Below are 21,812 nucleotides of genomic sequence, written 5' to 3'. Positions count from 1 at the left end.
TGGAAACGGCAAAACCTCGCGTTTTCCCTGGAACCTCGATCCAGATTGAGCCGGCGCACGATGCCGGCCTAAATAGTTCGCGCCGCGATGCCGTTATTAACGGTTATTCATTCCACAAATGGATGTTTGTTTCTCTAAAGAAACAAATTCAACGATTCCGGCAACCTGGACGCTCCCGACCTTCCAATGAAAAATCTCACGCTCAACGCGCGCATCGCCGCCACGATCGCGTTCCTCGCCCTGCTGCTGATCGCGACCGGCGCGATCGGCATCGTCGGCATGGCCGAAAGCAACCGCGCGCAGCGCGACGCATACGCGGTGCACTATGCGTCGGTCGTCGCGCTCGGCAAGTCCGGTACCGCGATGTCGCGGGCGCGCTTCGGGCTCGATTGGGCGATGGCCAATCCGCACTCGCCGCAACTCGCGATGCAGCTCGATCGCGCGAACGGCCTGCTCGCGGACTCCGATCGTCACTGGGCCGAGTTCCGCGCGCTGCCGAAGGCTGCGGAACTTGCCGCGCTGACCGACGATCTCGACGCGAAGCGCAACGCGGTGCGCCACGACGGCATCGACAGATTGATCGACGCGATTCGCGGCGGCGATACCGGCTGGATGGACGAAAGCCGCGCGCAGCATCTGATCGCGCTGTACACCGCAATGAACGCGAGCCAGGGCAAGCTCGAAAGCTACCTCGACGCGCAGGCGACCGAGGCAGGCGAGCACTCGAACGCGCTCTTTCACGGCATGCTCGCGACCTGCGCGGCGAGCGTGCTGCTGGCGCTCGCGGTGGCGTTCCTGAGCTGGCGCTCGTTGCGTCGCGCGATCATGAAGCCGCTCACGAGCGCCATGCATCAGTTCGACGCGATTGCCGCGGGCGACCTGAGCACTCGCGCGAGCGTGCACACGAACGATGAAATGGGCATCTTGCTGCGCGCGCTGGCGGCGATGCAGGAGCGTCTGCTCGGCACGGTCGCGGCGGTGCGTTCGGGATCGACGGCGATCGCGTCGGCGACGCAGCAGATCGCCGCGGGCAATCAGGATCTGTCGCAGCGCACCGAGAAGCAGGCGGCCTCGCTCGGCGAGACGGCCACCGCGATGGAGCAGCTGACCGCGACCGTGCAGCTCAACGCCAGCAATGCCGAACAGGCGAGCGAACTCGCGCGCGGCGCGTCGGACCTCGCCGCGCATGGGCGCGATGCGGTCGGCAGCATGATCGAAACGATGCGCGCGATCCACACGGGCTCTGCGCAGATGACGGGCATCATCAGCACGATCGAAAGCATTGCGTTTCAGACCAACATCCTCGCGCTCAATGCGGCGGTCGAAGCCGCGCGCGCCGGCGACGAAGGCCGCGGCTTCGCGGTCGTGGCCGGCGAGGTGCGCAGCCTCGCGCAACGCTCGGCGGCGGCGGCGCGCGAGATCGGCGCGCTGATCGCCGATTCGACCTCACGCGTCGAACGCGGCGCGGGACTCGTCGAAGATGCGGGCGGCACGATGCAGCAGATCGAAGCGGCGATCGCGCGCGTGACGAGCATCGTCGGTGAAATTGCGCAGGCGTCGCGTGAGCAGAGCGACGGGATCCAGCAGGTGGGGATCGCGATCACGCAGATGGATGAAGTTACGCAGCAGAATGCGGCGCTCGTCGAGGAAAGCGCGGCGGCAGCTGCGTCGCTCGCGGATCAGGCGCGGTCGTTGAGAGAGGTGATGGAGGGGTTTCGGGTGGCATGAGCTGCCCGCCCCTCGCGTCGATACTTTGAAGAAAGGGTTGGGCGCCGCTGCCGGGCCCGGCGACGTGCTGCCCTGGACATCGGGCAGCATCGACTACAGACGGGCTGGCCTGCTTACGTTGACACCCGCGGTTTAGTCGACGGGATGAGCGCTTCATCAAGATGCCGAACGGACGTCTTGCCCAAGGTATTGACGGATCATCGCCGATAGATGACGCTCGAATAAAGTCGTATTGCCTTGGCGAAGCAATTAGAGACCGCAAAGCAAAAACCCCTTGATCTCGGTGAAATCAAGGGGTTTTCAAAATTTGGCGGAAAGGGTGGGATTCGAACCCACGGTACGGGAAAACCGTACGCCTGATTTCGAGTCAGGTACATTCGACCACTCTGCCACCTTTCCGGGTATTCCAACTCGTTGCTGCGTCGTCGGATCCAAGCGGGTCGTTGCTTGGGAGAAAAAGATTATAGAACAGCTTGAAACAGTTTTCCTAGCCCCTCGTCGAAAAAACTGCTAAAAATTTTTCGCGGGACCGGGATGCCGTCCGCGGCATCGTCAGACACGCGACGATACCGCGCTTGCGCGCATGCGGGCGACGCGCGCTCAGGCCGCCGGCACTTCGAGCCGCTCCACGCCGCCGAGATACGGCCGCAGTGCCGCGGGCACCGTCACCGAGCCATCGGCGTTCTGGAAGTTCTCGAGCACCGCGACGAGCGTGCGGCCCACCGCGAGGCCCGAGCCGTTCAGCGTATGCACGAGCTCCGGCTTTCCCTGCGCGTTACGGAAACGGGCTTGCATGCGTCGCGCCTGGAACGACTCGGTATTCGAACAGCTCGAAATCTCGCGATAGGTGTTCTGCGCGGGCAGCCACACCTCGAGGTCGTAGGTCTTCGCGGCCGAGAAGCCCATGTCGCCGGTGCACAGCGTGATCACGCGATACGGCAGTTCGAGCTTCTGCAGAATCGCCTCGGCATGGCCGACCATCTGCTCGAGTGCGTCGTACGATGCGTCTGGAGCCACGACCTGTACCATCTCGACCTTGTCGAACTGATGCTGGCGGATCATGCCGCGCGTGTCGCGGCCATACGAGCCCGCTTCCGAGCGGAAACACGGCGAGTGCGCGGTCAGCTTGATCGGCAGCGCGTGCGCTTCGACGATGCTCTCGCGCACCGTGTTCGTCAGCGAAATTTCCGAGGTCGAGATCAGGTACTGCGTGACCGTGTTTTCGCCGCCGCCCTTCTCGACGCGGAACATATCGTCCGCGAACTTGGGCAACTGGCCGGTGCCCAACAGGATGTCCGGGTTGACGATGTACGGCGTGTAGATCTCGGTATAGCCATGTTGCTGCGTGTGCGTGTCGATCATGAACTGCGCGAGCGCGCGATGCAGCCGCGCAATCTGCCCGCGCAGCATCGTGAAGCGCGCGCCCGACAGCTTCGCGCCGGTCTCGAAGTCGAGGCCGAGGGGCGTGCCGACGTCGACGTGGTCCTTCACCTCGAAGTCGAACTGACGCGGCGTGCCCCAGCGGCGCACTTCGACGTTATGGGCTTCGTCGTTGCCGAGCGGCACGCTTTCGTGCGCGAGGTTCGGCACGCCGAGCAGCAGGTCCGACAGACGCTTCTGGATGTCTTCGAGCTTGACCGCCGACGCCTTCATCTCGTCGCCGATGCCGCCGACTTCGGCCATCACCGCCGACGTGTCTTCGCCGCGCCCTTTCATCGCGCCGATCTGCTTCGACAGGCTGTTGCGGCGCGCCTGCAGTTCTTCGGTACGGGTCTGGGTATCGCGGCGTTCCGCTTCGAGCGCGGTGAAGGCCGCGACGTCGAGGGTATAGCCGCGGTCGGCGAGGCGTTTCGCGACGCCGTCGAGGTCTTTGCGCAGCAACTGGATGTCGAGCATGGGATGGGACGGATGTTCGTTGGATGAAAACGCGATTTTAACGCACCGGCCAGGGCGAAACGCCTCAGGCCTTCTTCGGCTTGTTCTCGGCGCGCCAGCGCGCGTCGAGCTCGCCGAGGCGCGCGAGCTTTTCGCCGATCTTGCCTTCGAGACCGCGCGGCGTCGGCTCATACCAGTGCGGCTCGCGCATGCCGTCCGGCAGATAGGTCTCGCCGGCCGCGTATGCATCGGGTTCGTCGTGCGCGTAGCGATAGTCGTGACCGTAGCCGAGCTCCTTCATCAGCTTCGTCGGCGCGTTGCGCAGATGCACCGGCACCGCGCGCGACTGGTCCTTGCCGACGAAGCGCCGCGCCTCGTTGTACGCGTTGTACCCGGCATTCGATTTCGGCGCGACGGCCAGATAGATGATCGCCTGCGCGAGCGCGAGCTCACCTTCGGGCGAGCCGAGACGCTCGTAGGTTTCGGCGGCGTCGAGCGTGATGCGCGCGGCACGCGGGTCCGCGAGGCCGATGTCTTCCCACGCCATGCGCACGATGCGCCGCGCGAGGTAGCGCGGGTCCGCGCCGCCGTCGAGCATGCGGCAGAACCAGTACAGCGCGCCGTCAGGGTTGCTGCCGCGCACCGATTTATGCAGCGCGCTGATCTGGTCGTAGAATGCGTCGCCACCCTTGTCGAAGCGGCGCAGATTTTCCGCGAGCGCGCTGCCCAATAACGCGCCGTCGATTTCAGTGGTCTTCTGCCGGGCGGCCGCGCGCGCGACGATCTCGAGGTTGTTCAGCAGCTTGCGGCCGTCGCCATCGGCCGAGCCGATCAGCGCGGCGCGCGCTTCGTCGGTGAACGTGAGGCCGCCGAGCTCCTTTTGCGCGCGCTCGAGCAGCTCGCGCTGTTCGTCGTCGGTCAGGCTCTTCAGCACGTAGACCGCTGCGCGCGACAGCAACGCGCTGTTGACCTCGAACGACGGATTCTCGGTCGTCGCCCCGACGAACACGAACAGGCCCGACTCGACGTGCGGCAAGAACGCGTCTTGCTGGCTCTTGTTGAAGCGATGCACTTCGTCGACGAACACCAGCGTCTGATGGCCGTTCGCGCGATGGATCTGCGCGGTCTCGACCGCCTCGCGGATATCCTTCACGCCCGACAGCACCGCGGACAACGCGATGAACTGCGCGTCGAACGCATCGGCCATCAGCCGCGCGAGCGTGGTTTTGCCGACGCCGGGCGGGCCCCACAGGATCATCGAATGGGCCTCGCCCGATTCGAACGCGACCCTGAGCGGCTTGTTCGGTCCGAGCAGATGCGACTGGCCGATCACTTCGTCGATATTGCGTGGCCGCAGGCGTTCGGCGAGCGGAACATTGGCACGGGTTTCTTCAAACATGGCGTTTTGGGGATAATCTCGGCTTTCCGGGCACGCGCCGCTTTGCAACGGTGCCTCGCGGAACAAGCGCAAAGCCCGCGCCAGGCCGGAAGCAAAGGCAAGAACGCGGGCAACGTGCTGCATTATGACAGTGACGGCGGTGGCGCGATGGCCGAGCCGGCGCGCCGACGGCGCAAAAATTCACAGCAAAGAGCTTCACAGCACCACCAAGAGGAACAAACATCAGATGGCTCAAGATTCCGTTGCCGGCAACGCCGGCTCCACCTACGCGCCGCTCAAGCCGGTGCCCGACGCGCGCCGCGCGTTCCGTACCGGCGACGCGTTCGCGCTATGGTTCTCGCTCGGCATCGGCCTGCTCGTCGCCCAGGCGGGCGCGCTGTTGGTGCCGGGGCTGTCGCTGCCGCATGCGCTCGTCGCGATCGTGCTCGGCAGCGTGGTCGGCGTCGTGCTGCTCGCGCTCGCGGGCGTGATCGGCACCGACACCGGGCTCGCTGCGATGTCGTCGCTGCGTCCGACGCTCGGCGTGCGCGGCGCGTCGGTGCCGGCCGTGCTGAACATGGTGCAACTGGTCGGCTGGGGCTCGTTCGAGGTGATCGTGATGCGCGATTCCGCCGATGCGCTCGCAAAACAGGCGTTCGGCCTGTCGATGCCGCTCGTATGGACCGTGATCTTCGGCCTGCTCGCAACCCTGCTCGCGATCAGCGGCCCGCTGTCGTTCGTGCGGCGCTTTCTGCGCAAGTGGGGGATCTGGCTGCTGCTCGCGGGCGCCGCGTGGCTCACGTGGAACCTGCTCGCGCGCCACCATCTCGCGGACCTGATGCAGCGTCCAGGCACCGGCGAGATGTCGTTCGGCGGCGCGGTCGACCTCGTGGTCGCGATGCCGCTGTCGTGGCTGCCGCTGATCGCCGACTACACGCGCTTCGGCCGCCGCGCCGGCGAGACGTTCCGCGGCACGCTGTACGGCTACGGCATCGCGAACATCTGGTTCTATGCGCTCGGTGCGGTCTATGGCCTCGCGGCCGGCGGCGGCGATGCCTTGCTGACCGGCGCGCTCGCGCAAGCGGGCGGCGGCTTTGCGCTGCTGCTGATCCTGATCGACGAAATCGACAATGCGTTCGCCGATATCCACTCGGCAGCGGTGTCGACCGGCACGTTCTGGACGCGCGCGAGCGTGCCGTTGCTATCGGCCGCGTTCGGCGCGCTGTGCACGCTGATCGCGTTGCTCGTGCCGATGGCGAAGTACCAGAACTTCCTGCTGCTGATCGGCTCGGTATTCGCGCCGCTGTTTGGCGTCGTGCTGATGGATCACTTCATCGTGCGCAAGCGTCGCATCGACGCCGCGGTGCTCGCCGATGTGCGCGGCCGCTACGGCTTCTCGGGCGGCTGGCACCTGAGCGCGTTCGTCGCGTGGGCGATCGGCATCGCTTCTTACCAGGTGATCAATCAATGGCTGCCGAATCTCGGCGCGACGCTGCCGTCGCTCGCGATCGGCGCGGTGAGCTACTACGTGTTCGTATCGGCGCGCAAGACCGCGTATGCGTGAGCGCATTAGCTGGAGCGCACCGCATTAGACGCGGCTGCCAGAAAATGAAAAAGACCTGCAATGCAAATGCAGGTCTTGTTTTATGACCGCCGAACCGTCAATCGCGTTGGCGCCGATGGCTATTTTTTCGCTGCTTTGCGCCGACGCGATTCAGCCTTGCGGCACAGATCCGTGAGCAGCCAACGAGCGACTGTCTCCGGCCGATTCGGCGCGTACGACGCGAATTTGCTCTCGTTCGCGAAACGGACAACGACGGTGCCCGTCATTACACGATAAGTTCCGGCATAGTTGACGCCGTCCAGTTCCACGCTTAGCGCGTGGGCAGTTTCATATTCCGCGAAAGTCAAAGTAAAAGCGATATCTCAAAAACGAGACATTATCGCTACGATTTTTCGGAAGTCAAAGAAATATGCAATTCGTTGCATATTTGAATTATTACCGGCCGGTAATCTTTGCGGTTTTCGCCCTGGGTTCTAGATAATCTGTATATTAAATGCATCAATTAATTTAACGGCCTTATTACCGTTCAAGCGAAACCGGAGCATCGGCGAAACTTTCAAGCGCGCGATTGCCTTCCCGATGGGCTTCAGCCTCATCGATAAAGGTTGTTTCGCTATATGCAACGACCTTGAAACCACTTCCGGCCGACCGCGGAACGGTAATCCCCCAATGCCACCCGCCCTCCTGCTCGAACACATGGAGGGACGGGGACAAGCGTAAATCGTGTGAAGAAGACAATCTCATGACATGCCTCACCTTTCCAGACATTCGAAGCGACAACCACCTTCGACCAGTTTAGGCGTTATTTTGTTGCGTCGCAGCAAAAAATTGTTAGAGACTGCGCACCAATTCCTGGAAGTGATCGGACGCGCCGACTCGAGCCCACGAGCGATGCTGGTCTGTGCAGTCTCGCACTAAATTATTACGTCTGCCTGAGCGACGATTCGATGGTCACGCCGACGCCGAGCGCGCATTCCTAAAGAATCCGTGCGCCACGCGCCGCGCGAAATAAAAAAGCCGCGCTCGACAAGCGCGGCTTCCCTGCGTTTGCGAAGGCGCGCGGCGGCGCCTACTACGCGGTTTATCCGTTGATCACGTCCGCGCCCTTCGGCACCGTGAACTTGAATGCATCGGGCGGCAACTGCGGATTTTTCTGGATGTTCGAGAACGTCAGCAGTGTCACGTTGCCGAACACGTCATGCAATTCCATCGCTTCGAGATTGCCGTCCTTGAAGCCGATGCCGACGCGCTCGAACTGCGTGTCCTTCGCCTTCGGCGTGAGTTCGAGCCAGTCGATGCCGGCCTTCACGCCCGCGTCGCGCAGCGTGAAGTTCTTGTCCAGATCGTTGCTGCCGAACAGGATCGCCGCCGGGCTCGCGCCGAGCGCATTTCCGAGCGTGCGCACCGTGACCTGGTTCAGATCCTTGTCGTACACGTAGAGCTTGTCGCCGTCCGCCTGCAGCAACTGCGAGTAGGGTTTCTCGTATTGCCAGATGAACTTGCCGGGCCGCGCGAACATGAACGTGCCGCTCGACGTGGTCGGCTTGCCGGCATTGGAGGTGGAGAGCGCATCGCTCGCACCCTGCGCCTTGCTCGGCGCGCGCACTTCCTGCTGCACGAAGGTGCCGCGCGCCGAATGGACCTGCGCGACGAATGCCTTCAGCTGCTCGGTGCCGCTCGCGAACGCGTGCGAGGCAACGAGCAGCGACGCGCCGATCGCGACACTGCCAGCGGCCCGCGCGATCTTGCGCATGCTGCCGCACACGCGCTCGCCGAGACGGCCCGCTCGACGCTGTCGGGCATCCTGCTGCGCGATTGCTTGCATAGGTTCTTCTCCCTTGATTTGAATTCGGTGACGGGCTGCGCCGGGTCGCTGCACTCGCTGAACACGAAGTGACTGGTCCGGCGTCGAGCCGTAATGGTGCAAACTGCGGGTGCAAACTGCGGGCGCACACTGCGGTGCACCCGGCAGGCGCGCACGGCGGTGCACCCGGCAGGCGCGCACGGCGGTGCATGCGGCGGCGCTCGCGACGGCCGTAATAGCTTGTGCGGCTATTCAGTCTCGCGCGCCGGCGCCAGAATCTCGCGGTTGCCGTTCGACGACATCGCCGACACCACGCCCGAATTTTCCATCTGTTCGAGCAGGCGCGCCGCCCGGTTGTAGCCGATGCGCAGGTGACGTTGCACGAGTGAAATCGACGCGCGGCGATTCTTCAGCACGACGTCGACCGCCTGATCGTATAACGGGTCCGACTCACCTTCGGTGGACCCGGTTCCTGCCGAGCCTTCGTCGCCCTCGCCGCCTACGCCGCCCTCGAGAATGCCCTCGATATAGTTCGGCTCGCCCTGCTCCTTGAGCTTGTCGACGACGCGATGCACTTCGTCATCCGACACGAACGCGCCGTGCACGCGCACCGGCAAACCGCTGCCCGGCGGCAGATACAGCATGTCGCCCATGCCGAGCAGCGACTCGGCGCCCTGCTGATCGAGAATCGTGCGCGAGTCGATTTTCGACGACACCTGGAACGCCATACGGGTCGGCACGTTGGCCTTGATCAGGCCGGTGATCACGTCGACCGACGGACGCTGCGTCGCGAGAATCAGATGTATGCCGGCCGCGCGCGCCTTCTGCGCGATCCGCGCGATCAGCTCTTCGACCTTCTTGCCGACGACCATCATCAGGTCGGCCAGTTCGTCGATGACGATCACGATGTTCGGCAAACGCGTCAGCGGTTCCGGATCGTCCGGCGTCAGGCTGAACGGATTCGGCAGTTTCTCTTCGCGCTTGGCCGCCTCGTCGATCTTGTTGTTGTAGCCGGCGAGGTTACGCACGCCGACCTTGCTCATCAGCTTGTAGCGGCGCTCCATTTCGGCGACCGCCCAGTTCAGCGCGTGGCCCGCCTGACGCATATCGGTGACGACCGGACACAGCAGATGCGGAATGCCTTCATAGACGCTCATTTCGAGCATCTTCGGATCGATCAGGATCATGCGCACCTGCTCGGCGCTCGCCTTGTACAGCAGCGACAGGATCATCGCGTTGATACCGACCGACTTGCCCGAACCGGTCGTGCCGGCGACCAGCAAATGCGGCATCTTCGCGAGGTCCGCGCACACCGGCTTGCCGCCGATGTCCTTGCCGAGCCCCATCGTGAGCGGCGACGCGGCATCCGCATACACGGCCGAGCCGAGAATCTCGGAAAGGCTCACGGTTTGCCGGCGCTGGTTCGGCAACTCCAACGCCATGTAGTTCTTGCCCGGAATCGTTTCGACGACGCGGATCGACACGAGCGACAGCGAGCGCGCGAGATCCTTCGCGAGATTGACGATCTGGCTGCCCTTCACGCCCGTGGCCGGCTCGATTTCATAGCGCGTGACGACGGGCCCCGGATACGCGGCGACCACGCTCACTTCGACACCGAAGTCCTTCAGCTTCTTCTCGATCAGGCGCGACGTGAATTCGAGCGTGTCCGCGGAAATGGTTTCCTGCGCGGCGGGCGCGGCGTCGAGCAGAGAGATGGGCGGCAGCGTGGAGTCGCCGGGCAGATCGGTGAACAGCGGCACCTGGCGTTCCTTCTCCACGCGCTCCGACTTCGCCGGCGTGGCGAGCGGCGGCACGATCACCACCGGCTCGTGCTCCTCGATGCGCACGCGGCCCTTCTCGACCTTGCCTTCACGCTTCACGGCTGCCGCTTCGCCGAGCTTGCGATCGAGCCCGGCCTCGCGGCGCAGCTTCGCGAACGTCACCGCGGAAATGATCGACTCGCCGACCTTCTCCGCGACCGACAGCCATGAAAAACGGAAGTACAGCGACAGCCCGATGCCGAGACCGAGCAGCAGCGCGAGCGTGCCGCCGGTGAAGCCGAGCGCGTGCGAGATGCCGCGCGCGACAGCCTCGCCGATCACGCCGCCGGGCGCACGCGGCAACTGCACTTTCAGCGACCACATGCGCAGCGCCTCGAGGCCGTTACACGACAGCAGCACGAGCATGAACGCGAACGCGTCCGCGAGCCAGCTGACGCCGCGCGGCGCGTCGTCGTCCTGCGGCTCTTCGTTGCGGGTGATGCGCTGATAGTTCGCGGAGATGTGGCGGCCGAGCAGCACGATCCACCAGTAGGCGGACAGGCCGAACAGCAGCAGCAGAATATCGGAGGTCCACGCGCCGACGCGGCCCGCCCAGTTCGAGATATGGTCGACCTGCGCGGCATGGGTCCAGCTCGGGTCGTGCCTGCTGTAGCTGACGAGCGACATCAGCAGGAACACGCCGAGGGCCACCTGCAGAATCCAGCGGATTTCGGTGAAGAGGCGCGACATGCGGTGCGGCAATGCCTGCGCGCTCGCGGTATAAGGAGCTTTTGCCATTGATCCTGTTGCCTGGGGTAGCCGGTTCAGGCTGAAACTGCCGCCGGGAACGTGGCCCGAGCCTCGCCGCGCGCGGCTTCGGGCCCGATCCCGGCTACCGGAAACTTCGATCCGGGCTATTGTAAACGCTGTGCCCCGCGCGAGGCTGTAAATGACGGTAACTTGGCTGTTTGGCCACAGATGCATGCGCGAGGCGCACTGAATCCGTCGTATCGCGCCGCGTGCTCGCACCGCGCGCCTTCGCCGCCACGCTATCGCGGCGATCAGAAAGCTTGATGGCGCAGCCGCGCGCCCCGCCCTTTATAATGCGCAACTGATACCCATCTACAGTTTCAGCTCAAAAAACGCACGGCTACGCAACGGTGAGCCGCGCGCCGTACAAGGATTCGATCATGCCCGCAACTGCAACGAAACACGCCAAGGTTCTGATTCTCGGTTCCGGCCCCGCCGGCTACACGGCGGCGGTTTACGCGGCGCGCGCCAACCTCGCGCCGGTACTCGTCACGGGCCTCGCGCAAGGCGGCCAGCTGATGACCACGACCGACGTCGAAAACTGGCCCGCCGACGCCAACGGCGTGCAAGGCCCGGAACTGATGACGCGCTTCCTCGAGCACGCCGAGCGCTTCAACACCGAGATCATCTTCGACCACATCCACACGGCGAAGCTCGATGAGAAGCCGATTCGTCTGATCGGCGATTCGGGCGAATACACGTGCGACTCGCTGATCATCTCGACGGGCGCATCGGCTCAGTATCTCGGCCTGCCGTCGGAACAGGCGTTCATGGGCAAGGGCGTGTCGGCCTGCGCGACCTGCGACGGCTTCTTCTACAAGCAGCAGCACGTCGCCGTGATCGGCGGCGGCAATACGGCCGTCGAAGAGGCACTGTACCTCGCGGGCATCGCGAAGAAGGTGACCGTGATCCATCGTCGCGACAAGTTCCGCGCCGAGCCGATCCTGATCGACCGTCTGCTCGCCAAGGAGAAGGAAGGCGTCGTCGAGATCAAGTGGAACCACACGCTCGACGAAGTGACCGGCGACGCTTCCGGTGTGACCGGCCTGCGCATCAAGCACACGCAGACTGGCGAGACCACCGACATTGCGTTGCAGGGCCTGTTCGTCGCGATCGGCCACAAGCCGAACACGGACATCTTCGAAGGCCAGCTCGAGATGAAGAACGGCTACATCATCACGAAGGGCGGCCTGAACGGTTTCGCGACCGCGACCAGCGTGCCCGGCGTGTTCGCTGCCGGCGACGTGCAGGACCACATCTATCGCCAGGCGATCACGAGCGCGGGCACCGGCTGTATGGCCGCGCTCGACGCGCAGCGCTATCTCGAGACCATCAACGAGATGGCCGGCGAGCACGCAATGAGCGCGGAAGCGGACCGCTGATCCGCGGCGCGCCGCCGTTTGGCGACACGATGTCGCGACCCCGGTCGCAACAGTAAAATGACGGTGGCGCACAGCGCTGCCGTGATTGGCTCACGAAGGCCGCGGCTGCAATGCCGGCGGCCTTTGTCGTTTTTGCAGCCCGCGGCCCCGCACGACCCCTCGACCTTTCCGCCTGTATTGCCGATATGCCGAAGAATCAGCCCCATCCGAACGAACCGAAACGCCCGCAATCCGCCACGCGTCCAGCGCCCGCAACGCCTGCGCCCGCGCTCGCGCCGAAGCTCGATCGCGCGTCGGGACTCGCCGGACTCGGCGCACTGCGTGAAGCGCTGAAAGGCGACGCCGAGCGCCGCGAGCGCGAACAGGCCGTGGCGCGAGCGGCGCAGCGCGAAGCGGCCGCGGATGCCGATCTGTTCCGCCGCGAGATCGGCGAAGTCGCACCGCTGGCAATTCCGCCACGGGCGACGCTCACGCGCAATCCTCCGCCGCCGCTGCCGGTGCAGACGCTGCTCGACGAAGAGGCGGTGCTGCACGAAGCAATCTCCGACGAGTTCGACCCCGAAGTGCTGCTCGAAACCGACGAAACGCTGTCGTACTGCCGCCCCGGCGTGAGCCGCGACGTCGTGCGCAAGCTGCGTCGTGGCGACTGGATCGTGCAGGCGCAGATCGACCTGCACGGCATGCGGCGCGAGGAAGCACGCGAAGCGCTCGCGGAATTCATCCGCGAGTCGGTCAAGCGCGGCCTGCGCTGCCTGCGCGTGATTCACGGCAAGGGTTTGGGATCGATCGGCAAGGAGCCGGTGCTGAAGGGCAAGGTGCGCGCGTGGCTCGTGCAGAAAGCCGAGGTGATCGCGTTCTGTCAGGCGCGCCCGCATGACGGCGGCGCCGGCGCGGTGGTCGTGCTGTTGCAGCCGGGGTCGGTACCGCCGCATGGGGTGAACGTGAAAGCCTGAGGTCGATTTACGCGGCCGTCGTTCGTCGTGGGGTAAACGGCCAGCCTGGCCGTCGCGCGGTGGCCATCGTCGTCACCGTGCATTCGTGCTGTGCAACCGTCAAAGGTGATCGCGATGCCCCTGAAGCTTTATGCCCACCCGTTCTCGTCCTACTGCCAGAAGGCCCTGACCGCGTTGTACGAAAACGGCACGCCGTTCGAGATGCGCGTGCTCGCGCACGACGACCCGAAGGTCATGGCCGAATTCGCCGCGCTATGGCCGATCAGGCGCTTTCCGGTGCTCGTCGACGGCGAGCGCACGGTGCCCGAGGCGACCATCATCATCGAATATCTGGGCCTGCACTATCCGGGGCCCGTTGCGCTACTGCCGGCCGATCCGCGCGCCGCGCTCGACGTGCGCATGATGGACCGCTTCTTCGACAACTATGTTTCGACGCCGCAGCAGAAGATCGTCTTCGACAGCCTGCGCGCCGAAGCCGAGCGCGACACGCGCGGCGTCGCCGATGCGCGCGCCATGCTCGACACCTCCTACGCGTGGCTCGACCGTCACATGGCCGAGCGCGAATGGGCCGCCGGCGACAGCTTCAGCCTCGCCGACTGCGGCGCCGCCCCGTTCCTGTTCTACGCCGACTGGACGCATCCGATCGCCCCCGCGTTCGCGCACGTGCGCGCGTACCGGCAGCGACTGCTCGCGCGGCCGTCGTTCGCACGCGCGGTCGACGAGGCACGGCCGTATCGGCCGCTGTTCCCGCTGGGCGCGCCTGACCGGGATTGAGCCACGAGGGGTGATGGCCGATGCGAGCGCACGAGGCCCGGCAGACAACCTGTTTTGCTGGCTGTAGACTTCCTGTCATGTAGCAAGCCTGTCCCGCCCGTCTTTCGGCTCACCACCCACAAGGCCCCCCATGGACCGTTTCGAAGCGATGGAGATCTTCACGCGCGTGGTCGAAGCGAACAGCTTCACCAAGGTTTCGGAATCGCTCGATCTGCCACGCGCGAAGGTCAGCCGCACGATCCAGGCGCTCGAGGAACACGTCGGCGTGCGGCTCCTGAACCGCTCCACGCGCCAGGTCAGCGTGACCGAAGACGGCGCAGCGTTCTACGAGCGCTGCGTGCGCATTCTCGCCGAGGTCGCCGATGCCGAGTCGTCACTGTCGAACAAGCGCGAGAATCCGGCCGGCACGATACGCGTCGACACGTCCGGCACGCTCGCGCGCGCACTGCTGCTGCCCGCGCTCGACGACTTCTACGAGCAATACCCGGCGATCGACGTGCGCCTCGGTCTCGCCGATCGCAACATCGATCTGATCCAGGACGGCGTCGATTGCGTGATCCGCATGGGCACGCTCGACGAATCGAGTCTCGTCGCAAAGCGCATCGGACTTGCGCGTATCGTCACGTGCGCATCGCCCGCGTATCTGCAGAAGTTCGGCACGCCAACCACGCTGGCCGAGCTCGGCGAGCATCGCGCGGTGAACTACGTGTCCGCGCGCAGCGGCCGCACCTTCCCGTTCGAATTCGAAGTGGGCGGCGAAATCGAGCGCGTCGCGATGGATAGCACGCTCGCCGTCAACGACGGCTCCGTGTACATCACCGCGGGCGTGCTGGGCCACGGCATCATCCAGCCGTCGCGGTTCATGGTCGCCGAGCTGATCGAGCAAGGCGCGCTCACGGAGATTCTCGGCAACTACCCGAGCCCCGGTACGCCGCTGTCGATCCTGTACGCGCATCGCCGCAATCTGAGTTCGCGGCTGCGCGCGTTCATCGACTGGGTCAGCGAGCTCGCGCACAGTAATCCGGATTTGCGATTGCGCGAGTCGGCCTAACGGCTGAAGAAAGGCTGAAGAAAAACAGAAGCCCCATGCGCAATTCAACGCATGGGGCTTTTCTGTCGCGACGGATTCGGCGCTGACGCGCCTATTTACGCAATCCGCTCTTCATTCGCGGGATCGAACAGCACCGCCTTCGACGTATCGAACAGCAACGTCGCATTTTGCTCCGGTTGCGGGTTCGACGCCGGGTGCACGCGGCTCACCACGCGCTTGCCGTTGACCTGCGCGAACACCAGCGTATCCGGGCCGGTCGGCTCGATCACGTCGACCTTCACTTCGACCGGCTGCAGCTTCGAGTCGTCGCCGTGCGCGCCGCGCGCATCGGTGATGCGCTCAGGACGCAGGCCGAGAATCACGTTGTTGCCGACGTGCGAGCGCACCTTCGCTGACTCGAACGGCAGCACCAGCACCTTGCGCGCGACGCCCGTATCGAGTTCGATGCCCACGCCCGAGCCCTGCTCGACCAGCTTGCCTTCGATGAAGTTCATCGGCGGCGCGCCGATGAAGCCCGCGACGAACAGATTCGACGGTGAGTCGTAGATTTCCTGCGGCGCGCCGAACTGCTGCACGATGCCGTCCTTCATCACCGCGATGCGGTCGCCGAGCGTCATCGCTTCGATCTGGTCGTGCGTCACGTAGACGATCGTGGTGCCGAGGCGCTGATGCAGCAGCTTGATTTCCGAACGCATCTCGATACGCAGCTTCGCGTCGAGGTTCGACAGCGGCTCGTCGAACAGGAACATCACCGGATCGCGCGCGAGCGCGCGGCCCATTGCGACGCGCTGACGCTGGCCGCCCGACAGCTGACCCGGCTTGCGGTCGAGCAGATGCGTGATCTGCAGCGTGTTCGACACGCGATCGACGATCTGCGTCTGTTCCTGCTTCGGCACCTTGCGGATGTTCAGGCCGAACGAGATGTTCTCGCGCACCGTCATCGACGGATAAAGCGCGTACGACTGGAACACCATCGCGATATCGCGATCTTTCGGCGACAGGTTGTTGACCGTCTTGCCGTCGATCTGGATCTCGCCCTTGGTCACGGTTTCGAGACCGGCAATCATATTGAGCAGCGTCGACTTACCGCAGCCCGAGCCGCCGACCAGAATCAGGAACTGGCCGTCTTCGATGTCGATGTTGACACCCTTCAGAACCGGCACCCCGTTCGGGTAGGTCTTGTACACGTCACGGATGGAAAGGCTTGCCATGCTGTGAATCCTCTTGTCTCTGGTACTGCTTGAAAACGTCTTGTCAGGCGACGGCGGCACGCGTTCGGTGCACCGCCGTCGCTCCAGGATGATTTAGCCCTTCACCGCGCCCGCGGTCAGGCCGCGCACGAAGTAACGTCCGGCGACGATGTAGACGAGCAGCGTGGGCAGCGCCGCGATGATCGCGCCGGCCATGTCCACGTTGTATTCCTTCACGCCGGTCGAGGTGTTCACGAGATTGTTCAGCGCCACGGTGATCGGCATCGAATCGACGCCGGAGAACACGATACCGAACAGGAAGTCGTTCCAGATCTGCGTGAATTGCCAGATCAGGCACACCATGAAGATCGGCAGCGACACCGGCAGCAGGATCTTCGTGAAGATCATGAAGAAGCCCGCGCCGTCGATACGCGCGGCCTTCACGAGTTCTGCCGGAATGCTGACGTAGAAGTTGCGGAAGAACATCGTCGTGAACGCGATACCGTAGATCACGTGCACGAACACGAGGCCGCTCACCGTGTTCGACAGGCCGAGGATGCCTTCGAGGCGCGCCATCGGCAGCAGGATCGCCTGGAACGGAATGAAGCAGCCGACCAGCAGCATCGTGAAGATCGGATCGGCGCCGCGGAACCGCCAGTGCGTGAGCACGTAGCCGTTGAACGCGCCGATGATCGACGAGATCAGCACGGCGGGAATCACCATGCGCACCGAGTTCATGAAGAACGGTTGCATGCCGTCGCAACGCACGCCCGTACACGCGCCGCTCCATGCCTTGATCCACGGCGCGAAGCTCCAGCTCGTCGGCGGCGTCAGCAGGTTGCCGGTGCGCAGCTGATCGATGTCCTTGAACGACGTCGACAGCATCACGTACAGCGGGAACAGGAAGTACAGGGCGAACAGAACCAGGGCCGCGTAAATGACGGCACGGCTAATCGTCATCTTAGGCTGCATTGCGGGTGCTCCTCGATTCCAGATACATCAGCGGCACGAGCACGGCCACCACGGTGGCGAGCATCATGATCGACGATGCCGCGCCGACGCCGAGCTGCCCGCGATTGAACGAAAACGTGTACATGAAGATGGCCGGCAACGACGTCGACGTACCCGGACCGCCTGCGGTCAGCGCGACGACCAGGTCGAACGTCTTGATGGTGATGTGGCAAAGAATCAGCAGCACGGAGAAGAACACCGGCCGCATGCTCGGAATCACGATCTTGCGATAGATGGTGGGCAAGCCCGCGCCGTCCATCTGCGCGGCCTTGAAGATTTCACTGTCGACGCCGCGCAGACCGGCGAGGAACAGCGCCATCACGAAGCCGGTGGACTGCCAGACCGCCGCGATCACGATACAGAAGATCGCCTTGTCAGGGTCGCCGAGCCAGTTGAACGAGAAGCTCGTCCAGCCCCAGTCGTGAAACACCTTCTCGATGCCGATGCTCGGCGTCAGAATCCATTGCCACGCGGTGCCGGTCACGATGAACGACAGCGCCATCGGATACAGGAACACGGCACGCAGCGCGCCTTCGTTGCGGATCTGCTGATCGAGCAGGATCGCGAGGAACAGGCCAAGGCCGATACAGATGGCGATGAACGGAATGCCGAACCAGCCGAGATTAGCGGCCGAAGTCCAGAACACGTCGTTCTGGAACAGCTCGCGGTAACGCTCGAGACCCGCGAACTCCCAACGAGGCATCAGCCGCGAAGTAGACAGCGACAGATAGCCGGTGATTCCGATAAAGCCATACACGAAGATCAGGCTGATCACGACGCTGGGTGCGAGCACCAGCTTCGGAATATAGCGATCGGCAAGGGCCGCCATGGGCGACGTGCGGCGGGTGACGGTGGCCGTTTTCCCGTTCCCGCTGATGGAAGCAGTCACTACTCGACTCCTGCTGAAACTGTACCGCCGGGATGCCCGTGCGCGAATGGCGCGGGACCGCGACGGCCGGGGTGTGACTCCATGAAACCAGGGTGAGCCGCGTGACATCGGACTGCGCTGCGAACGACAGCAGCTCGAGGTCCGACCCGACACGACCCGAAGGGCGCGCCCGGTGCTTCAGATGCAAGCCGCCGGGCGCAACGCTTCTTTCCTACGCTTACTTGGTCTTCGCTGCCTTCGCGAGAGCCTGAACCGCGGTCTTCGAATCTTCCTGCGAGTTCATGAACTTCGTGACGACGTCGGAGATCGCGCCTGCCGCGGCATCCGGCTGAGCCATGCCGTGAGCGAGCGACGGCACATAGCCGCCGGCCTTGATCGCGACCTGCTCATCCGCGTACGACTTCTTCGCGCAGTCGTCGAACTTGTCCATCGGCACGCCGAGACGCACCGGGATCGAGCCCTTGTACAGGCTGAACTGCTCCTGGAACTCCGGCGACATGATCGTCTTCGCGAGCGCGAGCTGACCCGGCGTCGCGGCCTTCTGGCCCTTCTGCTGGAAGAACACGAACGAGTCGACGTTGAACGTGTAGGCCTTGTCCGTTTGCGGCACCACCGCGCAGATGTAGTCCGTGCCCGACTTCTTGCCGGCGTTGGTGAATTCGCCCTTCGCCCAGTCGCCCATGAACTGCATGCCGGCCTTGCCGTTGATGACCATCGCCGTGGCGAGGTTCCAGTCACGGCCCGTGCGACCCGCGTCGAAATAGCCCTGGATCTTGCGGACCGTGTCGAACACCTGAACCATCTTCTCCGAGGTCAGCGTCTTCTCGTCGAGGTCGACGAGCGCTTTCTTGTAGAAGTCCGCGCCTTCCGACAGCACGACGTCTTCCCACAGCGTCAGGTCTTGCCACGGCTGGCCGCCCATCGCGATCGGCTGGATGCCCGCGGCCTTCATCTTGTCGGCCACCGCGAAGAACTCAGCCCACGTGGTCGGCACCTTGCCGCCTGCCTTGTCCAGCGCTGCCTTGTTGATGTACAGCCAGTTCACGCGATGCACCGAGAACGGCGCGCCAACGTAGTGGCCGTCCGCTTGCATGATCTTGTCGATTTGCGGCGGCAGGTTCTTCTTCCAGTCGCCCGCGACCGGGTCGATCGGCACCAGCACGCCCTGCGAAGCCCAGTCCTGGATCAGCGGACCCTTGATCTGCGCGGCGCTCGGCGCGTTGCCCGAGATCACCTGCGTCTTCAGTGCCGTCATGGCAGCCGCGCCGGCACCGCCAGCAACCGCGAAGTCCTTCCATGTGTAGCCCTGCTTCGTCATGTCGTCCTTGAGGACGCCGACGGCCTTGGATTCGCCGCCCGAAGTCCACCAGTGCAGCACTTCGACCGACTCGGCGGCCTGCACGGCCGACACGCCACACATCAGACCCGCAGCGCACAGAGCGCCCATGATCGCGCGAAATTTCATTGCTTATCTCCTCCAGACACCTGAACAAAAAAACGAATGGCCCCTGATGTCGCCAGGGTGCTGTGGTTGGTTCAAACAGGCAAAACACTGGGCGATCGAGCACGGTCGGGCGCATGCACGAAGGCATGTGCCGGCGGACCGGTGTCCGGCCGCTGGTCGCTCAAGAGGTGAGTGGTTCGGGATGCAACTGACTGTCTCCTCTTTTGATTTTTGCCTGCCCGCATCGCGCGGCAGACTCGAGGTACCTCATACACCAACCCGACGCCAGCCTGACGTCAGCCACGCGGGCAACGACCCCGCAAGCCCGTCGACTCCCCGGCTTTCCGTAAGGTCCGCCGGCACCCTGCTGGCGCGTACCGGAAGGCGTTGTCCCTTTGTTAGTTAGCATGCCGGGGACGCCCGCCGATTCGCAAAACGCGTGCATTCATTCTCTCCACCGCACGCTTTTTTCATCGAATTAACGCTACCTCTTGATTTGGATTGTAGTTAAACTACAATTCAGTGTCAAAAAATATTTTATCGGACTACGGTCGCTCTTCCGGGTCGCTGCGCGTGCAGCGTCCGATCAGCGCGGCGGCCCTTCAGGACATCGACGGAGACTCATGCATACCGACTCAAGCTTCACCTTCGTTCTCTTCGGCGGAACCGGCGATCTGTCGATGCGCAAGATCCTGCCCGCATTGTTCGAGGCGCACCGCGCAGGCGGCATGCTCGCCGACAGCGGCAAGATCGTCGCGGTCGCGCGGCACGTGGCGGATCGTGGCGAGTACCTGCAGTGGGTCGACGGCCACGTCAAACCGCACGTGTCGAAGAACGGCCTCGACGAAGCCGCATGGACGAGCTTCCTTGCGCGCATCGAGTTCGTGAAGATCGATCTCGGCAATCCGGACGACTTCGCGCTGCTGCGCGACGCGATCCAGCAGATGCCCGGCATCCGCGTGTTCTATCTGGCGACGGGTCCGTCGCTGTTCGTGCCGATCTGCCGTGCGCTCGCTGCGGTGGGTCTGAACCAGAACTCGCGCATCGTGCTCGAAAAGCCGCTCGGCTACGACCTGAAGTCGTCGAATGCCATCAATGACGCGGTTGGTGAAATCTTCGCGGAAGAACAGATCTACCGGATCGACCACTACCTCGGCAAGGAGCCGGTGCAGAACCTGCTTGCGCTGCGTTTTGGCAATGCCCTCTTCGAGCCGCTGTGGCGCCGCGAGTGGGTCGAGAGCATCCAGATCACGATCGCCGAGGAGCTCGGCGTCGAAGCGCGCGGCGATTTCTACGACAATACCGGCGCGCTGCGCGACATGGTGCAGAACCACCTGCTGCAGCTATTGTCGATCGTCGCGATGGAGCCGCCCCACTCGATGGATTCCGACTCGGTGCGCGACGAAAAGCTGCGCGTGCTGCGCGCGCTCAAGCCGATCGATCCGCAGGAAATCGGCAAGGTCGCGGTGCGCGGCCAGTATCATTCGGGCGTGATCCGCGGCAACGCGGTGCCGGCCTACGCGACCGAGCACGGCGTGAAGCCGGATAGCTCCACCGAAACCTTCGTCGCGCTGAAGGTCGAGATCGAAAACTGGCGCTGGGCCGGCGTGCCGTTTTTCCTGCGCACCGGCAAGCGGCTCGCCGATCGCGTCGCCGAGATCGTCGTGAATTTTCGTGCGGTGCCGCATTCGGCGCTCGGCGCATCGGCGCTGCGCGCGGGTGCGAACCGCCTCGTGATCCGTCTGCAGCCGAACGAGACGATTCGTCTGTACTGTCTCGCGAAGCAGCCCGGCGAGGGCATGAACCTCGCGAGCGTGTACCTCGATCTCGCGTTCGACCGGTTCTTCCGCGAAGGCCAGATGGAGGCCTATCAGCGCCTGCTGCTCGACGTGATCAACGGGCGTCTCGCGCTGTTTGTGCGGCGCGACGAACAGGAAGCCGCATGGCGCTGGGTCGAGCCGATCCTGAACGAATGGCAGGCCTCGACCAAGCCGCCCAAGCCGTACGCGGCGGGCACGTGGGGACCGGCCGCGGCGAGCGCGATGCTCGCGCAGCACGGCACTTGCTGGCTCGAGGAAGAGAATTGATTTTGATGAATTGACTCACGGCGCCGCGCGCGATAAACACCCCAGCGCGGCGTCGGCAACACCACCGACGAACTGAACGGAGTCGCGCCGGTATCGTGTCAGGCGTCTGCAA

At 64.1% G+C, this 21,812-nt stretch carries 15 protein-coding genes and 1 tRNA gene; 7 read left to right on the top strand and 9 right to left on the bottom strand.

Translation table 11 applies throughout. The features are described from left to right. Positions 1-186: 186 nt before the first annotated feature. Positions 187-1,728: a methyl-accepting chemotaxis protein gene (locus L0U84_RS03775; protein ID WP_233847856.1), complete on the top strand. Its 1,542-nt coding sequence runs from the start codon at positions 187-189 to the stop codon at positions 1,726-1,728. A gap of 308 nt (positions 1,729-2,036) precedes the next feature. Here the strand turns inward: L0U84_RS03775 and L0U84_RS03770 are convergent. From L0U84_RS03770 to L0U84_RS03760, 3 genes are all read right to left on the bottom strand, one after another. Further along, positions 2,037-2,127, bottom strand: a tRNA-Ser gene (locus tag L0U84_RS03770). 201 nt (positions 2,128-2,328) lie between these two features. Next, entirely contained in the window at positions 2,329-3,624 is a 1,296-nt protein-coding gene (gene serS, locus L0U84_RS03765; protein ID WP_233847855.1) for a serine--tRNA ligase, read from the bottom strand. 64 nt (positions 3,625-3,688) lie between these two features. Further along, positions 3,689-5,002 (bottom strand): replication-associated recombination protein A, encoded by a 1,314-nt coding sequence (locus L0U84_RS03760; RefSeq protein WP_233847854.1) that lies wholly within the window; start codon positions 5,000-5,002, stop codon positions 3,689-3,691. 226 nt (positions 5,003-5,228) lie between these two features. On the opposite strand from L0U84_RS03760, the gene cytX reads away from it, so the two are divergent. Beyond that, positions 5,229-6,545 (top strand): putative hydroxymethylpyrimidine transporter CytX, encoded by a 1,317-nt coding sequence (cytX, locus tag L0U84_RS03755; RefSeq protein ID WP_233847853.1) that lies wholly within the window; start codon positions 5,229-5,231, stop codon positions 6,543-6,545. 1,081 nt (positions 6,546-7,626) lie between these two features. On the opposite strand, the gene lolA is transcribed toward cytX, so the two are convergent. Next, positions 7,627-8,370, bottom strand: coding sequence for an outer membrane lipoprotein chaperone LolA (lolA, locus tag L0U84_RS03745; protein WP_233847849.1), 744 nt, complete (start codon positions 8,368-8,370; stop codon positions 7,627-7,629). A 227-nt stretch (positions 8,371-8,597) separates the two neighbouring features. Further along, complete coding sequence (locus L0U84_RS03740; RefSeq protein ID WP_233847847.1) at positions 8,598-10,907, bottom strand: DNA translocase FtsK; 2,310 nt, start codon at positions 10,905-10,907, stop codon at positions 8,598-8,600. Between the two features lie 392 nt (positions 10,908-11,299). Between L0U84_RS03740 and trxB the strand changes: the two genes are divergently transcribed. The 4 genes from trxB (at position 11,300) to L0U84_RS03720 (ending at position 15,079) form a co-directional block, all read left to right on the top strand. After that, a complete protein-coding gene (gene trxB / locus L0U84_RS03735) occupies positions 11,300-12,301 on the top strand; it encodes a thioredoxin-disulfide reductase (RefSeq protein WP_233847844.1) in 1,002 nt (333 codons plus the stop codon). A 185-nt stretch (positions 12,302-12,486) separates the two neighbouring features. Then, a complete protein-coding gene (locus L0U84_RS03730; protein WP_233847843.1) occupies positions 12,487-13,254 on the top strand; it encodes a Smr/MutS family protein in 768 nt (255 codons plus the stop codon). A gap of 114 nt (positions 13,255-13,368) precedes the next feature. Beyond that, on the top strand, positions 13,369-14,028 hold the full coding sequence (locus tag L0U84_RS03725; RefSeq protein ID WP_233847842.1) for a glutathione S-transferase family protein: 660 nt from the start codon (positions 13,369-13,371) through the stop codon (positions 14,026-14,028). A gap of 130 nt (positions 14,029-14,158) precedes the next feature. Continuing rightward, positions 14,159-15,079 carry a LysR family transcriptional regulator gene (locus L0U84_RS03720; protein ID WP_233847841.1) on the top strand — a complete coding sequence of 307 codons (921 nt, stop codon included), beginning with the start codon at positions 14,159-14,161 and terminating at the stop codon, positions 15,077-15,079. A gap of 95 nt (positions 15,080-15,174) precedes the next feature. Here L0U84_RS03720 and L0U84_RS03715 read toward each other — a convergent pair whose 3' ends face one another. From L0U84_RS03715 to L0U84_RS03700, 4 genes are all read right to left on the bottom strand, one after another. Continuing rightward, on the bottom strand, positions 15,175-16,290 hold the full coding sequence (locus L0U84_RS03715; RefSeq protein WP_233847839.1) for an ABC transporter ATP-binding protein: 1,116 nt from the start codon (positions 16,288-16,290) through the stop codon (positions 15,175-15,177). Between the two features lie 93 nt (positions 16,291-16,383). Then, positions 16,384-17,241, bottom strand: coding sequence for a carbohydrate ABC transporter permease (locus tag L0U84_RS03710; RefSeq protein WP_233847838.1), 858 nt, complete (start codon positions 17,239-17,241; stop codon positions 16,384-16,386). Next, complete coding sequence (locus tag L0U84_RS03705) at positions 17,231-18,169, bottom strand: carbohydrate ABC transporter permease (protein ID WP_233847835.1); 939 nt, start codon at positions 18,167-18,169, stop codon at positions 17,231-17,233. The genes L0U84_RS03710 and L0U84_RS03705 overlap by 11 nt, the downstream gene beginning before the upstream one ends. Positions 18,170-18,386: 217 nt before the next feature. Further along, the gene (locus L0U84_RS03700; protein ID WP_233847834.1) at positions 18,387-19,634 is read right to left on the bottom strand and encodes an ABC transporter substrate-binding protein; all 1,248 of its coding nucleotides are present in this window, start codon (positions 19,632-19,634) and stop codon (positions 18,387-18,389) included. A 602-nt stretch (positions 19,635-20,236) separates the two neighbouring features. Between L0U84_RS03700 and zwf the strand changes: the two genes are divergently transcribed. Next, positions 20,237-21,700, top strand: a complete 1,464-nt coding sequence (gene zwf / locus L0U84_RS03695; RefSeq protein WP_233847833.1) for a glucose-6-phosphate dehydrogenase — start codon at positions 20,237-20,239, stop codon at positions 21,698-21,700. The last annotated feature ends 112 nt before the right edge of the window (positions 21,701-21,812 follow it).

This window comes from Paraburkholderia sp. HD33-4 (assembly GCF_021390635.1).
GTDB lineage: Bacteria > Pseudomonadota > Gammaproteobacteria > Burkholderiales > Burkholderiaceae > Paraburkholderia.
Note: the sequence above shows the minus strand (reverse complement) of the source record. Positions and strands in the feature narration are given on the sequence as shown.

Bases quoted from the DNA above. Each gene is read 5' to 3' on its own strand.
- L0U84_RS03775 (WP_233847856.1), top strand. From the start codon at position 187: ATGAAAAATCTCACGCTCAACGCGCGCATCGCCGCCACGATCGCGTTC.
- serS (WP_233847855.1), bottom strand. From the start codon at position 3,624: ATGCTCGACATCCAGTTGCTGCGCAAAGACCTCGACGGCGTCGCGAAA.
- L0U84_RS03760 (WP_233847854.1), bottom strand. From the start codon at position 5,002: ATGTTTGAAGAAACCCGTGCCAATGTTCCGCTCGCCGAACGCCTGCGG.
- cytX (WP_233847853.1), top strand. From the start codon at position 5,229: ATGGCTCAAGATTCCGTTGCCGGCAACGCCGGCTCCACCTACGCGCCG.
- lolA (WP_233847849.1), bottom strand. From the start codon at position 8,370: ATGCAAGCAATCGCGCAGCAGGATGCCCGACAGCGTCGAGCGGGCCGT.
- L0U84_RS03740 (WP_233847847.1), bottom strand. From the start codon at position 10,907: ATGGCAAAAGCTCCTTATACCGCGAGCGCGCAGGCATTGCCGCACCGC.
- trxB (WP_233847844.1), top strand. From the start codon at position 11,300: ATGCCCGCAACTGCAACGAAACACGCCAAGGTTCTGATTCTCGGTTCC.
- L0U84_RS03730 (WP_233847843.1), top strand. From the start codon at position 12,487: ATGCCGAAGAATCAGCCCCATCCGAACGAACCGAAACGCCCGCAATCC.
- L0U84_RS03725 (WP_233847842.1), top strand. From the start codon at position 13,369: ATGCCCCTGAAGCTTTATGCCCACCCGTTCTCGTCCTACTGCCAGAAG.
- L0U84_RS03720 (WP_233847841.1), top strand. From the start codon at position 14,159: ATGGACCGTTTCGAAGCGATGGAGATCTTCACGCGCGTGGTCGAAGCG.
- L0U84_RS03715 (WP_233847839.1), bottom strand. From the start codon at position 16,290: ATGGCAAGCCTTTCCATCCGTGACGTGTACAAGACCTACCCGAACGGG.
- L0U84_RS03710 (WP_233847838.1), bottom strand. From the start codon at position 17,241: ATGCAGCCTAAGATGACGATTAGCCGTGCCGTCATTTACGCGGCCCTG.
- L0U84_RS03700 (WP_233847834.1), bottom strand. From the start codon at position 19,634: ATGAAATTTCGCGCGATCATGGGCGCTCTGTGCGCTGCGGGTCTGATG.
- zwf (WP_233847833.1), top strand. From the start codon at position 20,237: ATGCATACCGACTCAAGCTTCACCTTCGTTCTCTTCGGCGGAACCGGC.